The sequence below is a fragment of the Chryseolinea lacunae genome, from assembly GCF_016735595.1.
Taxonomy (GTDB): Bacteria; Bacteroidota; Bacteroidia; order Cytophagales; family Cyclobacteriaceae; genus Chryseolinea; species Chryseolinea lacunae.
In genome coordinates, this window is sequence record NZ_JAERRB010000004.1 from 414508 (window position 1) to 429905 (window position 15398).

The following is a 15398-nucleotide window of genomic DNA, read 5'->3' on the forward strand; positions in this document are numbered from 1 at the left end:
CATGTGCGGCATCTCCGGCATATTTTCTTCAGGCGCAGTGGAGCGCACCACCATCGACGCGATGGTGCAAGCCATAGCGCACCGTGGCCCCGATGCCCACGGCGTGTTTGTGAGTGCTTCACAACGCGTGGCGCTGGGACACAACCGGCTTAGCATCATTGATCTTAGCACCGGCGCGAATCAACCCTTCTACTCACACGACGGACGCTTCGTCATTGCCTTCAACGGAGAGGTCTATAACTTTCAAGCCCTTCGCGAAGAGTTGATCCGCGAACACCATAAAACCTTCCGCACCACATCGGATACGGAAGTGATTGTAGAGGCTTTTTCGGTTTGGGGCAGTGCCATGGCGTCAAGGCTGGAAGGCATGTTTGCGCTGGCCATCTTCGATCAGCAAACCGAAACGTTATTTCTGTTTCGCGACCGCATCGGCAAGAAGCCTCTCTATTATTTTCATGCCGGTGGATTGTTTGCTTTTGCTTCGGAAATAAAAGCATTGCTTCGTCACCCCATGGTGCAGCGTCAGAAGTCAGTGAACCGCGCCGTGATCAACACCTTTCTGCACCTGGGCTACATCCCCGAACCGCACACGATTTATCAGAACATTTATAAATTCCCTGCAGGGCACAGTGGTGTGGTGGATGCAAACATCACACTATCCACACAACCCTATTGGAGCGTAGGCGACTATGTTGACACGCCACAGGTTAGGAACGAAGGGGAAGCAAAAAAACACTTGAGTAAATTGCTCGATCATGCCGTGCAAAGCCGCATGATAAGCGATGTGCCGCTGGGAACATTTCTAAGTGGGGGCACAGACTCATCGTTGGTGTCGGCAATTGCCGCACGCCATACCACCACACCGCTGAAAACCTTTAGCATCGGCTTTCGCGAAAGCAAGTTTGACGAAAGCCGCTACGCCAAGGCCGTTGCCGATCACCTGAAAACGGACCACACGGCCTACGAACTTTCAGAGCGCGAAGCGGCAGAGCTCATGGAAACATACCTGCGCCATTTCGACGAGCCCTTTGCCGACACGTCGGCCATCCCCACCATGCTGGTGTCGAAGCTGGCACGTCAGCAGGTAACGGTGGTGCTCACAGGCGATGGCGGCGACGAACTCTTCCAGGGCTATGGTGCCTACACGTGGGCCAACCGCCTCAACAATCCTCTGTGGAAATTGGTGCGCACACCGCTGGCCGGCTCATTGAAGCTGATCGGCAAGAGCAGATTGGAACGGGTTGCCCGTTTATTGCAGCATGGCCCCGACGACACAGACCGAAGCCACATCTTTTCACAAGAGCAATATCTTTTTTCACAGAGCGAAACGAAAACAAAACTCCTCCGTCGGCCCGAAGATTTTCATGCGTTTCGCTACGATGAATCAAACTTCAATACGAATCATCTCAATGCCGGTGAGCGACAGGCGTTGTTCGACCTTCAATTTTATCTGAAAGACGATCTGCTGGTAAAGGTGGATCGCGCTTCCATGTATTATGCGTTGGAATGTCGTTGCCCATTACTGGATCACTCCCTTATTGAGTATGCGTTGTCCCTGGATTACAACCTGAAAGTGAAAAACGGAACGGCGAAATTCCTGTTGAAGGAATTGCTCCGCGAGCATATCCCGACGGAATATATAGACCGGCCCAAGTGGGGCTTCAGTGTGCCCCTGAGCCGTTGGATGAAAGGCGAACTGCGCTATCTGTTAGACGACTATCTGAACGATACAATAGTGGATGAAGTGGGTTTGTTCAAAATAGAGTATGTGCGTGAATTGAAGGCTGCTTTTTTTGCAGGGAAAGAGTATATATACAACCGACTGTGGGTGATCATTGTGTTACACAAATGGTGGAAGGAGAATTGCTGATGAAGAACAAACCCAATGTGCTCTATTTATCATACGACGGCCTGACCGATCCCCTGGGCCAGTCGCAGATCCTTCCCTATGTGATCGGATTGTCTGAGCACTACACGTTCACAATCATCAGCTTCGAAAAAGACGAGCGGTTTGCCTCGGGCCGAAAAGGTATTCAGGCCTTGTGCGACCAGCACAACATTCGCTGGGTTCCCTTGCGCTATCACAAAACACCGCCGGTCTTTTCAACCCTATATGATGTGTGGAAACTTCGTCGCACTTCGGCAGCGCTTCATAAAACAAATGACTTCAAAATCGTTCATTGTCGTAGCTACATCACTGCCCTGGTTGGCTTGTGGATGAAGCGAACGCTTGGCGTGAAGTTTATTTTTGACATGCGCGGGTTTTGGGCTGACGAGCGCGTGGACGGTGGATTGTGGAATCTGAAGAATCCGTTCTTCAAAATCATCTATCGTTTCTTTAAAAGAAAGGAGAAGGAATTTATAAGGGAGGCAAATGCCGTGATTTCACTGACAAAAAATGCAAAGGAAGAAATGCTCCAATGGAATTTGACCTCGACTATTGATGTCATTCCATGTTGTGTGGACCTGGAGCATTTCCGTATCAAGGAAGGGAATGTCAAGCAGAAGGAAATTCTCCGTGCAAAACTTGGCATCGGTGACGATGATTTTGTTTTGCTGTATCTCGGGTCATTGGGCACATGGTACCTGTCCGATGAAATGTTGCTGTTTTTTTCTACACTAAAGAACAAAATACCCAATGCCAAGTTCTTGTTGATTAGCCCCGACGCACTTGACCTTACAGACTATATTTACAAAGAGGATGTCATAGCCAGGCAGGCAACGCGCCAAGAGGTGCCCAACTATATTCAACTGGCCGACGCTTCCGTGATATTCATAAGCCCCACTTTTTCAAAGAAGGCGTCATCAGCGACAAAGATGGCTGAGGTAATGGCAATGGGAATTCCGGTGGTGGCAAATGGTGGTTGGGGGGATGTGGAAGAAATTATAACAGACCTCAACGCCGGTGTGCTGTTGGAAAAATTCGAAGCCGCTCACTATGCACAAGCGGTTGATGCGCTTGTGGCGTTTAGGGCAAAGAAATCACAGCCCTTTCATGAAAGGGTAAAGGATAGCTTTTCTCTTGAGGGTGGCATAGAGCGGTATCTAGCCGTGTATCGGAAACTTTAGCGCACTTATGGAAAAATATATATCATCTTATCCTTAATTTTAATCCAGTAAGCGATTTTTGATTAATCACATGCTTGATACACCTATTCTTCTTATTGTTTTTAACCGACCTGATACCACGCGGCAAGTCTTTGACGCTATTCGGAGGGCAAAGCCCAGGCGGTTGTTTGTGGCCTGTGATGGTCCCCGGCCTAATCACCCAACAGATGGTGAGCGATCAGAACGTGTTCGTGCAATTACATCCAGAGTTGATTGGGATTGTGACGTTAAGACATTGTTCCGGGAAACAAATCTTGGCTGTGGCATCGGTCCTGCCCATGCAATCACATGGTTTTTTCAGCACGTTGAACAGGGTGTTATACTGGAGGATGATTGTCTGCCTGGCGATGGTTTTTTTTTGTTTTGTGCTACGCTACTTGAGAAATATAAGCACGACGAACGGATTCAGTCGATAGCTGGGACTAACCCATTCGGAAAGTGGAGTCGCAAGAACGAGTCTTACTTTTTTTCCAGACAATCGGGAATATGGGGTTGGGCAACGTGGCGGCGTGCGTGGAAGGAATATGATTTCTATGTGGCACGTTGGGGTGATGAAGTCGTTCGGTCGATGTTTGAAGCCCGCATTCCGCATTTGCTGGAGCGTGAAGCGTATCGCATTGGATTGGAAAAGGCTTACTCTCGCGTTGGGGTTACCTGGTGGGACTATCAATGGATATTCGCACGGGTCATTTCGTCGCGATTGGGCATTGTCCCCAGTGTGAACCTAGTATCGAACATTGGCTTCGGCGATGGAGCCACGCATACACATGATCCTGCCTCCGCCCTTGCGGCGTTGCCGTTATATGATTTACCGTTTCCGTTTGTGCACCCTGAAGCCATCATGATCGATGAAGAATACGACGAAAAATATTCGCAGACATTTTACTCAGTGAGTAGTGCTACGAAGGCTCAAAAAGTGAAAACACTGATTAGGAAGATCGTAAAGACTTCTGGAAAGAAAAAAAAATGAGGATAGACAAGAATCAGGAAAGATGAGAACGGAAAGAATCATTGACTCGGATGCGGCCCTGGACCTTGAGGAGATGCAATGGTGGGATGCGAACGCGGGCACCATCGAAAAAATATGGGCACAGAATATTCACTATCAGAAAGCGATTCGCCTTGGCTACCTGAGCAGAATGAAACGCTTCTTTCAACACGGCAAAAACGGTCAGGTCAATATTTTGGAAGTTGGCTGTGGCTCAGGCTGGGTGGGTCGCCTGGTGGCCGACGACCAATTGCACATCATCGGAACAGATTTCTCCAGTGGCCAGCTTGCCATTGCAGAAAAGAATGCACGTGTGTGGCACAAGGAGAAATTTTGTCGCTATGAACTGGCCGATGCGTCTACCTTTAAACAGAATGTTGATGGTGTGTTGATTCATGCCCTGTTGCACCATTTGTCGCATCGGGAACTGACTGTTTTTTTTGAACAGTTGGCGCAGGTGGCATCGGGCACCAGGATCTTTATTTACGAACCCGTGTTCTACACACCCTCTACCGAGGAAGCGTCTGTGTATGATCGCATCATCAACCGGCTGAAAAATATGCTTCGGAATTTTGCCCTGCGCAAAATCAGCAAGTCGCCCACCGACGATCGTGCGCTGACCGAAGCCATGAACAAAATCAACAATGATGCAGATCAGAACGGCTGGTACATTTCACCCAAGGAAGTGCCATTCTATGACGGTGAGCTGGAGAAATATCTTGGCTCGTTCTGCACATTGCAAAATAAGTATATCGTGAACAAAACAGAGCTTGATATTGCGCAGGCCATGAGCCTGAAGGGAATTGAAAAACCCGGAGACTTGTTTACCGGCATAGTTTTGCCACTGGCCAGTTGGCTCGACAAACTATCTTTTAGCGGAAATTTTAAAAGATTCATTTATCCTCATCAGCACCTGTTTGTCTGTTTTGAATGGATACGGAAATAAGGTGTTAAAAGGATCCAAGTAAAAAATGAAATCATGATCGGTCTACTACGCAAGCTATACCACGAACGCAATCGGCGAAAGACGGAAAACATCCGTAAGAAAAATATCAATCAATACCTCACGCAGGGCCGTGTGGCATGGACGACCGGCTATTGGGAGTATAGACAAGATGAGATAAAGAAGGCCATTGCCAACGCATCCTGGAATGATGTGGCCGTTAAGAATACAGGTGTAGGACTCGACGAACGCATCATTGAATTTCCATGGATCATCAACCACCTTCGGAGGGAAGCTTCCGAATTGTTGGACGCCGGCTCAACGTTGAACCACGACTACATTCTGGACCATCCGTTGCTGGCGCAAAAGAAGTTGTCGATTTGCACATACAATCCCGAAATGCCCTCATTCACCGAGCGACGCATCAGCTATGTATACGACGATCTTCGTCACTTGCCGTTTCGCGATCAGCATTTTGATGAGGCGGTTTGTATTTCGACCCTGGAACACATCGACATGGACAACTCCATGTATGGCTATGACATTCCGAACGAAGCCCAGGCCCAGGTTAAATCGTATGACTATTTGAAAGTTGTGGCCGAATTAAATCGTGTGCTAAAGCCAGGTGGTCTTTTGCTGGTGACCGTGCCCTATGGAAAACATGAAGCGCATGGATTCTTCCAGCAGATGGATGCCGAAATGATCGGCCGTTTGGCCGACACACTGCAGCCCTTTGGAAGCCTGGAGTTGACGTTCTTTAAATACTTAAAAGAGGGTTGGTCGCGTGCTACGCAACAGGAATGCAACGACGCAGAATCCTACAATCCACACACGGGCAAAGGTCTCAAGAACGATGGCGCTGCGCACAGTCGGGCTATTTGTTGTATCGAATTCACAAAACGTCCATGAAGATATTAATCATCGGCTCCAAAGGTTTTATCGGCTCGCACGCATTGCATTTTTTTTCGACACGCCACGAAACGTGGGGCTGCGACGTGTTCACGGACTATAACGAAGAAAATTTTTTTCTGATCGACACGCTCAGTCCGTCCTATCATTCACTGTTTCAAAAAACAGATTTCGATGTTTGTATCAACTGTGCGGGTGCAGCCAGCGTTCCGGATTCGCTGAAACATCCGGAGCGTGACTATGAATTGAATACACATTTGGTGTTTAAGCTGTTGAATTCCATCCGCCAGTTCAGCCCGTCGTGCAAGTTCATCAACATCTCGAGCGCGGCGGTGTATGGAAATCCGAAAGCGCTGCCCATTGTCGAAACACAATCGCCAGCGCCCGTGTCGCCTTATGGCATGCATAAGTTGTATGCCGAACAACTGTGCGATGAATTTGCCCGGCACTTCAAGGTTCACGCATGCAGCCTCAGGGTTTTTTCGGCCTATGGCCCGGGCCTTCGGAAACAAATTTTTTGGGACCTTTTTTTGAAAGCCAGAAAAAGCAATCGCGTGGAACTCTTTGGGACCGGAGAGGAAACCCGCGACTATATTTATGTTTCAGATATTGTCAGCACGCTCAATACACTCGTGCATCATGCGCCGTGTGACGGCGAGAGCTACAATGTGGCCAGCGGAAAATCATATACATTAAAAGAAATCGCCTCACACTTCTACACCTGCCTCGGCTGGGACGGAACCCTCACGTTCTCCGGCCAGAAGCGCGCGGGTGATCCGGATTTTTGGGAAGCCGACATTTCGAAGTTGAAGGGGCTGGGCTTTGTGCCACAGGTGACGATTGAAGAAGGTATAAAAAAATATGCGGAATGGGTAAGCAGCGTACCATTGGATTAATCTACAGCGTAAACGAAAACTGGATTGCCGGCACCTACTATGTCGAAAACCTGATCTGTTCGCTCAAGGCGTTGCCCGAAAATGATCAGCCGTTTATTGTGATCTATACCTATCAGGAAAGCGACTATCAGAAAATGTTGTCGGCAACGGGCTACAAAAACAGTCGCCCCGAATACATTCGCGATGTGTCAAATTTATTCGCGCGGCTGATCAACGCTTTTTCGTATCGCATATTCAACACGCATTGGGTCACCGGTGGTCTTCATCGCGATGTTGATGTGGTTTTTCCCAACCCGGTCATCTATCAGTTCGATCGTTTCAAGGGAAAGCTGTTTTGGATTCCTGATTTTCAGGAGAAACATTTCCCCCGCTTTTTTTCTGCGCAACAACTGGCCGACCGGAAGACGAGTGTTGATGTGTTGGTAAAAAAAAATCTTCCCATCGTGTTCAGCAGCGAACATGCGCGTCGCGATTTTCAGGAACTCTATCCGCAGGCTACCAACGCAGTGTTTGTTATGCCCTTTGCTGTGACGTTGCCCGACTTGTCGAAAACGTTGTTCAGCGATTTGAAGGTGAAGTATGCCTTGCCTGAAAAATATTTTGTTTGTTCCAATCAATTCTGGGCGCATAAAAATCACGCCGTGGTGCTCAAGGCGCTGGCGTGGTTAAAGAAGCAAGGCGTGTCGGCGCATGTGCTTTTCACGGGCAAGCCGTTCGACAACCGGAACCCGGAATATTATCCAGGGCTGCAGTCGTTGGCCGAACAGGAAGACATCAGCAGCCAGGTGAGCTTCCTGGGATTCATTCCCCGCGAAGATCAGTTGGTGCTCATGCAACATTCGCTGGCCATTGTTCAGCCTTCTTTGTTTGAAGGATGGAGCACGGTGGTGGAAGATGCCAAGGCGCTTAATCACAACGTTATTGTGTCAGATATCCCCGTGCATCGCGAGCAGCTGCCAGACCACCCATTCTTCTTTTTGCCCGACGATGCCGTGGCGTTGGGCACGCACATGAAGAACTTCATCGATCGGGGTCCGGTGCCGCTTTCCATAGACTACCGCCGCAATGTTCAGGAGTTTGGAAAGCGTTTTATGCGCATTGCCGGGTCGCTGGCAAAGGGCTGAAGCGTTTTCGGAGCCGGGATGACTGGTGAATGCTGGGTAAGCCCCAAAAACCAACGAAGCATGCACCCCATATCCTGCCTTTCATCAAATTATTAAACGGTCGTTAGCCAAACAATTCCATTTTTCCATTATTTTTGGCCAAATTTTATTTGGAACGAACCCTCGTAACGCAAAATATGAAACCAGTAAAACTAGACGGTACAGATCGCAAGATCCTGGAGATACTCCAAGCCAATTCCAACATCACCAACGCCCAGCTGGCCAAAGAAATCGGGCTGTCGCCCGCCCCAACCCTGGAGCGTGTGAATAAGCTGGAGACCTCAGGGGTCATCAAAAGCTATCATGCCGTGATTGACCCGGGAAGTGTGGGCATTGGCGTGAGCACGTTTGTGATGGCCACGCTTAAAGGTCACAACAAAGAGAACATCGAGAAATTTATCAAGGCCATCAAGGGCATCGACGAAGTAGTGGAATGTCATCACATCACAGGCGCCGGCGACTTCATTCTCAAAATTGTGTGTGCCGACATCGCCGCCTATCAACAACTGATGTTGGAGAAAGTGTCGAACATCGAAGTGGTGGATAGCCTGCAGTCGATGGTGATCCTTTCGACCTTCAAAGACAGCAAGTCCATGCCGCTGCCCAGTGCGTGACGCGCACGCTTCTTCATAACTTTCTTTTTTGACTATGGTTTCAGAAAAAACGTTGATCCTCGATGCGCGCCAGGTGCAACAGAAAATCAAGCGCATGGCCTATGAAATCTACGAACACAACTTCAAGGAAAAGACGGTAGTGCTCGCGGGCATCGACGGCCAGGGCTATGTGCTGGCCAAACTGCTGATGAAGCACGTGCAGGAAATTTCTCCCCTCGAAGTGAAGCTCGTGAAGGTGACGCTCGACAAACTCGCCCCGCTGCAAAGCGAAGTGACGCTCGACAGCGAACTGAAAGACCTAAAAAAAAAGTGCATCATCCTGGTTGACGATGTGCTGAACACAGGCCGCACCTTTGCCTATGGCATGAAACCCTTTCTGAACATCGAGGTAAAAAAAATAGAGACCGCCGTGCTCGTCAATCGCAGCCACACACTTTTCCCCATCTATCCGCAATACACCGGCTATGAGCTGGCCACCACCATCAAAGATCACGTGGAGGTGAACCTGTTGAAAGAAACGGCTGTGTACTTACTGGATTGATAGTATAAATCCACGCGATCCTGTTCGCACCATTGTTGTCGGCTTTGTGTTGACATAGGGTAAACTCCGGATCTTTAAAAAACGAGAAATCATGTCTGTTCACAAACAAGATATCAAGCGCATTACCACGCACCAGTTGCAGGAAATGAAAAACCGTGGCGAAAAAATCGCCATGCTCACGGCCTACGATTTCAGCATGGCCAAGATCATCGACGGCGCTGGCATCGACATTGTGCTGGTGGGCGACTCTGCTTCCAACGTAATGGCGGGCTACGAAACCACGCTGCCCATCACACTTGACCAGATGATCTACCACGCCGCATCGGTGGTGCGAGCGGTGAAGCGCGCGCTGGTGATTGTGGACCTTCCCTTTGGCGCATATCAGGGGAGTTCGGTAGAAGCCTTGCGTTCATCCATCCGCATCATGAAAGAATCGGGTGCGCACGGCGTGAAGCTGGAAGGCGGAAGCGAAGTGAAAGACTCTGTGGAGCGCATCCTCAGCGCGGGCATTCCGGTGATGGGTCACCTGGGTCTCACACCACAGTCTATCTATAAATTCGGAACGTATACCGTACGCGCTAAGGAAGAAGCCGAGGCCAAGAAGCTGATGGACGATGCCAAGTTGCTGGAGGCCTGCGGTTGTTTTGGCATTGTGCTTGAAAAAATTCCCGCGTTGCTGGCCAAGCAGGTGTCGGAGTCGCTGTTCATCCCCACCATTGGCATTGGCGCCGGCCCCGATGCCGACGGCCAGGTGTTGGTGATGCAAGACATGCTGGGCATCACGAAAGAATTTAAGCCGCGCTTTCTGCGTCGCTATGCCGACCTGCACACCATCATCACAGAGGCGGTGAGCAAATACATCGCCGACATCAAGGCAAAAGATTTTCCCAACGAAGACGAGAAGTACTGAACACTATATTCAGCACACATCCCAATCCTTCAATTTCCTACAGCAGTTCGTTGGCCAGGTTGGCAAGCTCTGAGCGTTCGCCCTTTTCGAGGGTGATGTGCGCATAGAGCTCGTGGTTCTGCAACCGGTCGATGAGCGTGGAGAGGCCGTTACTTTGCGAGTCGAGATAAGGCGTGTCGATCTGGTAGATATCGCCTGTGAAAATGATTTTTGTGTTTTCGCCGGCGCGGGTAATGATGGTCTTCACCTCGTGCGGCGTCAGGTTCTGCGCTTCGTCCACGATGAAACAGATGTTCGACAAACTGCGGCCGCGGATGTATGCCAGTGGCGTGATCATCAACTTTTCCTGGTTCACCATTTCGGTGATGCGCGCATATTCCTTATCGGTTTCGTGATATTGGTTCTGTATGAACTTGAGGTTGTCCCACAGCGGCTCCATATAGGGATTCACTTTCGACTTGATGTCGCCGGGAAGATAGCCGATGTCTTTGTTGCTGAGCGGCACGATGGGACGCGCCAGGTATATCTGTTTGTATTCTTTCTTTTGTTCGAGCGCAGCCGCGAGGGCGAGCAGCGTTTTGCCTGTTCCGGCCACACCCTGAATAGACACCAGTTTGATTTCCGGCTTCAGGGCTGCGTGTATCGCGAAGGTCTGCTCGGCGTTGCGCGGCTTCACACCATAGACCGATCGTTTCTCCACATGCTCCAGCATCTGGTTCAGCGGATTGTAGTAGGCGAGGGCCGACTTCTTTCCGCTCTTCAGAATATAGTAGTGGTTCTTCACCGGCGCCAGCTTGCCCAGCAAATCGCCGGGAGGACAATACCCCTTCTCATACAACAAGTTGATCATGTTGGAGTCGGCGTCTTCGATGATGGTTTTTCCCGAATAGAGCGAAGAGATGTTTTGAACCTTGCCGGTGGTGTAGTCTTCCGACTGCAGACCCAGCGCCTTTGCCTTGAGCCGCAGGTTCACATCCTTCGATACCAGAATGACGTTGCGGCCACGCGATTCCTTCTGAAGTTGCAGGGCTGAGTTGAGGATGCGGTGGTCGGCTTTGTTTTCGTTGAAGATCTTGTTGGCGTCTACACTGCTGTTGGTGTCCATCAACACTTTGAACACGCCTTTGCCTTTGCCGTTGATCGGGTTCCAGTTGTGAAGCATCTGGCCTTTCGCCAGCTTGTCGATCAGGCGGATAAATTCGCGGGCTTCAAAATTTTTGGTGTCGTTGCCTTTCTTGAAGTTGTCGAGTTCTTCCAGCACGGTGATGGGGATGCCCACATCATGTTCGTCGAAATTAAGGATGGAGTTGTGCTCGTATATAATGACAGAAGTATCGAGTACGAAGATCTTTTTTTCCTTTTTGGTCTTGGCCATGCGAACAAAGAACTTGGTTTACGAAATGTAATGAATGGAAATGAAATGCGCGTTACTTTTGAAAAAAGATTTTTACGAAACTTTTCGATACGCAATCGAATACACATCTCCCTTCTCGTGAGGCGACACGCGCAGCACATCGGCCAACACCAGCAGTACTAATTTTTTTGATGCATAGAAACGTTTCATACCCGTGAGCGACACAAACTCTTTCAGTGTAATGTGTTTGTGTTCGTCCAGATACTTCATGAGGAACTGTTCGTGCTCGCCATAACGGAACTGTATGTCTTTCTGCTTTTGCTGGCGCCTGATGATTTCGCGTACTTCACGGCTGGCCTTTATGCTTTTGTCTTCCACGCGCACAAACGATTCCTTCACCTGGTTGGTGTTCAGAAAATGGTGGGGCTTCTGTTCGCTTTTTTGGATGTCGTATTGAATCACGGTCCGGTTGTGACCGAGAGCAATAAAAGTTTCGGTGAGCGGAAGGGCGGGCCGCACGCGTTTGAGAATTTCGTTCACCACGTGTGCATCGTCTTCCGGATACTTCAATCCCGGAATGCTGCCGTCGTCGCCAATGCCCACCAGCAACGTGCCGCCGTCGGTGTTGGCGAAAGCAATCATTTCGCGGGCAATTTTTTCCGGGTTCGACGCCTTGCGCTTAAACTCCAGACGCGCACCTTCGCCCTTCCGCACAAGCTGCTGCAGAAGCTGAACCTGCCGGGGCTGATAGGAGATCGATTCCGTCGGCTTGTTCATGCTTGATTGAAATTTTTAAAGTGTCGGGGATGTGTTTGGCAAGGCCAACGCGATGTATCGTCGTGCCACGGCGGCTGCCCATATCCAAAAGCAGCACCATCCCGAACGTTGGAATGATGCTGCCTCAATGTTTTAAAATTACGAAATCCAACAGGAGTTAAAGAAAGCGCCATCTCAAAAAAATAGTGGCGCACGAAGTTTCAGTCGCAACCGACTAAAATTTTCCTCCCGATGCTTCGTCGTCGTCTTCATCTTCTTCCTGACCCGGCCGTGGCAACGTGAACATGCTGCTGAGCAGGTCTTTAAATTGCAAGCCCGCCGTGAGGTTGTGTTTGCTGATGAGGCTGTATTCAGCCAGGCCGTGAAGGGCAAATTCCATAAGGAATAGTTTCAGCACGGCATCCTGATCTTTGTGAAACTCATTCACCAGATCGAGCAGACCTGGGATGGCCTTCAGCTTTTGTTCGAAGTCGGCTTGCGAGCTGTCGTGCAGCAAGTCAACCGTGTTGCCGTCGCCAAACCAGTTGGCAATTTTTTTATAGGGACTCTTCTCTTTTTGTTTCCGGTATTTGTCGGGGTCGGGAAAATAGTTGAGAAACTGTGAGCGCAAGGCTTTGCCCACCAGGTTCTGGGCCACAATGCCGGGGCCTTCCTGTTCGCCTTCATAGACCAGTTCTACCTTGCCCGTGATGGCCGGCACCACTCCAATGAAATCGGAGATGCGGATGTGCACGTGCTTCTCGTTGTTGATGATGCTTCTGCGTTCGGCCGCGGCCACCAGATTCTCATAGGCCGAGATGGTGAGGCGTGCAGACACACCGCTCTTCGCGTCAACATATTCGCTCTTGCGGGCTTCGAAGGCAATCTGCTCCACCAGGTCTTTCGCGATCTCGTTCACCGAAACGGTTTCGCGTTGCACGGCCTTGAGGCGTGCTTCCTGTTGGGTGATGCGCTTGCCGATGTCGAGTGTTTTAGGATAGTGCGTGATGATCTGGCTGTCGATGCGATCTTTCAACGGCGTCACAATGCTGCCGCGGTTGGTATAGTCTTCGGGGTTGGCCGTGAACACAAACTGGATGTCGAGCGGCATGCGCAGTTTGAAGCCACGAATCTGGATGTCGCCTTCTTGCAGGATGTTGAAGAGCGCTACCTGAATGCGTGCCTGCAAATCGGGTAACTCGTTTATCACAAAGATGCTCCGGTTGGAGCGGGGAATGAGGCCGAAGTGAATCACACGTTCGTCAGAATACGGAAGCTTCAGCGTGGCCGCCTTGATAGGATCCACATCGCCAATGAGGTCGGCAATGGACACATCGGGGGTGGCCAGTTTTTCGGAATAACGTTCGTCGCGGTGAAGCCATGTCACGGGGGTGTTGTCGCCAAGTTCTTTCACCTTGTCAACACCAAAGCGCGAAAATGGCGCCAGCGGATCGTCGTTCAGTTCAGAGCCTTCAATCACGGGAACATATTCGTCGAGCAGGTGCACCATCAGTCGCGCCAGTCGTGTTTTAGCCTGGCCGCGCAAGCCCAGCAGGTTCACGTCGTGTCCCGCCAGTATGGCCCGCTCCAGGTCAGGGATAACCGTTTCTTCATAGCCCCAGATGCCGGCGAACACGGTTTCTTTTTTTCGCAGTCGCGCGATGAGGTTTTCGCGCAGTTCTTCTTTAATGGTTCGCGAGGTGTAGCCGGCCTGCTTCAGCTGGCCCAGGGTGGTAATGCGTGAGTGATCCATTCGTGTGGTTTGATGTTTAATTAGATTGCCGGCGTGCGGCAACGTCGTTGTCGGTTATAAATTTTTTGTTCTGTTCCGCTTGAAGTCTTCGAACACCAGGTTGCCAAGTCCTTCGAGGCTGCTGTAGTAGGCATTGCCGTTGTTGGCTTTTGTAAAATCGCGCACAAAAGATTTGAGGTAAGGATCGGTGGCAATCATGAAGGTGGTAACGGGAACTTTCAGTTTGCGCAGCTGGCCTGCGAGATTGAGGGTCTTGCTCAAAATTTTCTGATCGAGGCCAAACGCGTTCTTGTAATATTTAATGCCTTGTTTGATGCACGTCGGTTTGCCGTCGGTGATCATAAAGATTTGTTTGTTGGTGTTTTTGCGGCGGCGCAAAATGTCCATGGCCAGTTCGAGGCCGGCCACGGTGTTGGTGTGATAGGGGCCCACTTGCAGATAGGGCAGGTCTTTGATTTCAATCTGCCACGCGTCGTCGCCAAACACCAAAATGTCGAGGGTGTCTTTTGGATATTTTTTGGTGATGAGTTCGGCCAGGGCCATCGCCACTTTTTTGGCGGGGGTGATGCGGTCTTCGCCATACAGAATCATGGAGTGCGAGATGTCGATCATCAGCACCGTTGAGGTCTGCGTTTTGTATTCGCTCTCCGTCACTTCCAGATCTTGTTCGGTCATGAAGAAGTTGTCGAGGCCGTGGTTGATCTGGGCATTGCGCAGCGAGTCGGTGGCCGAAATCTGGTCGAGGGTGTCGCCAAATTCGTAGTCGCGGTGTTCCGTGGTTTGCTCGTCGCCGCGGCCGCTGTGGTGTGTATTATGATCGCCCGATTTGGACTTTTTCAGCTTTCCGAAGATCTCTTCCAGGGCCGACTGCCGCAGGTTTTGCTCGCTTTTGGCCTTCAGCTTGAACTCGCCCTTGGGGCCCTCGTCGGTGATGTAGCCGCTGCGCTTCATGTCTTCAATGAAGTTTCCGATGCCATATTGGTCGCTGGTGAGGCCATATTGGCGATCTACCTCTGTGAGCCATTGCAGGGCCTCGGAAACGTTACCAGAGGTGATTAGTATCAATTGCATGAAGACCTTGAGCAGTTTGTCGAAATCGCTGCTGTTCTGGCCCTGGGGTGGTGTGTAGTTCGAAAATCTGTATCCTAGCATCTGGGAAAGCGTGTATACCTCACTAAACCATTAATTTCTGAAATCTGTTTCGCCTGCAAAACTTAATTTCTAAAAAGTTTAAAGTCCCATGTAAGGATTTGGAGAAAAAGAAAATTCCGGAATAATCGGTGTGTGCTAATTTTGTTCGACAAACAAACAAAAATCCCATGAAAAAGTCTGTAGCTGTTTTAATCTTAGCCGCCACCGTCATGCTGGCTGCTTGTTCTGAGTACACCTGCCCGACCTATACCAAGGCTCCGGCCAAAACCACCACGGTGAAACAAAACCGTATCTAGAAGCGACTCATTAAC

Annotated in this window: 15 protein-coding genes; 11 read left to right on the forward strand and 4 right to left on the reverse strand. The window is 50.1% G+C overall.

The window, feature by feature from the left end:
• Position 1: 1 nt before the first annotated feature.
• From asnB to panB, 10 genes are all read left to right on the forward strand, one after another.
• Positions 2 to 1870: an asparagine synthase (glutamine-hydrolyzing) gene (asnB, locus tag JI741_RS14575; RefSeq protein ID WP_202010697.1), complete on the forward strand. Its 1869-nt coding sequence runs from the start codon at positions 2 to 4 to the stop codon at positions 1868 to 1870.
• Positions 1849 to 3069 carry a glycosyltransferase gene (locus tag JI741_RS14580; RefSeq protein ID WP_202010699.1) on the forward strand — a complete coding sequence of 407 codons (1221 nt, stop codon included), beginning with the start codon at positions 1849 to 1851 and terminating at the stop codon, positions 3067 to 3069. The genes asnB and JI741_RS14580 overlap by 22 nt, the downstream gene beginning before the upstream one ends.
• 70 nt (positions 3070 to 3139) lie before the next feature.
• Positions 3140 to 4078, forward strand: a complete 939-nt coding sequence (locus tag JI741_RS14585; protein ID WP_202010701.1) for a nucleotide-diphospho-sugar transferase — start codon at positions 3140 to 3142, stop codon at positions 4076 to 4078.
• Positions 4079 to 4100: 22 nt separating this feature from the next.
• Positions 4101 to 5042 (forward strand): class I SAM-dependent methyltransferase, encoded by a 942-nt coding sequence (locus tag JI741_RS14590; protein WP_202010703.1) that lies wholly within the window; start codon positions 4101 to 4103, stop codon positions 5040 to 5042.
• 33 nt (positions 5043 to 5075) lie between these two features.
• Positions 5076 to 5948 carry a class I SAM-dependent methyltransferase gene (locus tag JI741_RS14595; protein ID WP_202010705.1) on the forward strand — a complete coding sequence of 291 codons (873 nt, stop codon included), beginning with the start codon at positions 5076 to 5078 and terminating at the stop codon, positions 5946 to 5948.
• Complete coding sequence (locus tag JI741_RS14600) at positions 5945 to 6844, forward strand: NAD-dependent epimerase/dehydratase family protein (RefSeq protein WP_202010707.1); 900 nt, start codon at positions 5945 to 5947, stop codon at positions 6842 to 6844. Before JI741_RS14595 ends, JI741_RS14600 begins: the two co-directional genes overlap by 4 nt.
• Positions 6817 to 7968: a glycosyltransferase family 4 protein gene (locus JI741_RS14605; RefSeq protein WP_202010709.1), complete on the forward strand. Its 1152-nt coding sequence runs from the start codon at positions 6817 to 6819 to the stop codon at positions 7966 to 7968. Before JI741_RS14600 ends, JI741_RS14605 begins: the two co-directional genes overlap by 28 nt.
• A gap of 176 nt (positions 7969 to 8144) precedes the next feature.
• Positions 8145 to 8621 (forward strand): Lrp/AsnC family transcriptional regulator, encoded by a 477-nt coding sequence (locus JI741_RS14610; protein WP_202010711.1) that lies wholly within the window; start codon positions 8145 to 8147, stop codon positions 8619 to 8621.
• A gap of 34 nt (positions 8622 to 8655) precedes the next feature.
• Positions 8656 to 9162: a phosphoribosyltransferase family protein gene (locus JI741_RS14615; protein WP_202010713.1), complete on the forward strand. Its 507-nt coding sequence runs from the start codon at positions 8656 to 8658 to the stop codon at positions 9160 to 9162.
• A 91-nt stretch (positions 9163 to 9253) separates the two neighbouring features.
• Positions 9254 to 10072 (forward strand): 3-methyl-2-oxobutanoate hydroxymethyltransferase, encoded by an 819-nt coding sequence (panB, locus tag JI741_RS14620; RefSeq protein WP_202010715.1) that lies wholly within the window; start codon positions 9254 to 9256, stop codon positions 10070 to 10072.
• Between the two features lie 37 nt (positions 10073 to 10109).
• On the opposite strand, the gene JI741_RS14625 is transcribed toward panB, so the two are convergent.
• The 4 genes from JI741_RS14625 to JI741_RS14640 all read right to left on the reverse strand — a co-directional run bounded on the left by JI741_RS14625 (position 10110) and on the right by JI741_RS14640 (position 15087).
• Positions 10110 to 11447, reverse strand: coding sequence for a PhoH family protein (locus JI741_RS14625; protein WP_202010717.1), 1338 nt, complete (start codon positions 11445 to 11447; stop codon positions 10110 to 10112).
• A 72-nt stretch (positions 11448 to 11519) separates the two neighbouring features.
• Positions 11520 to 12203 (reverse strand): AlbA family DNA-binding domain-containing protein, encoded by a 684-nt coding sequence (locus JI741_RS14630; RefSeq protein WP_202010719.1) that lies wholly within the window; start codon positions 12201 to 12203, stop codon positions 11520 to 11522.
• Positions 12204 to 12417: 214 nt separating this feature from the next.
• Positions 12418 to 13935 carry a magnesium chelatase gene (locus JI741_RS14635; protein WP_202010720.1) on the reverse strand — a complete coding sequence of 506 codons (1518 nt, stop codon included), beginning with the start codon at positions 13933 to 13935 and terminating at the stop codon, positions 12418 to 12420.
• A gap of 54 nt (positions 13936 to 13989) precedes the next feature.
• Positions 13990 to 15087, reverse strand: coding sequence for a vWA domain-containing protein (locus JI741_RS14640; protein ID WP_202010722.1), 1098 nt, complete (start codon positions 15085 to 15087; stop codon positions 13990 to 13992).
• A 167-nt stretch (positions 15088 to 15254) separates the two neighbouring features.
• Here JI741_RS14640 and JI741_RS32800 point away from each other — a divergent pair, with 167 nt between their 5' ends.
• Positions 15255 to 15383 carry a hypothetical protein gene (locus JI741_RS32800; RefSeq protein ID WP_255534554.1) on the forward strand — a complete coding sequence of 43 codons (129 nt, stop codon included), beginning with the start codon at positions 15255 to 15257 and terminating at the stop codon, positions 15381 to 15383.
• The last annotated feature ends 15 nt before the right edge of the window (positions 15384 to 15398 follow it).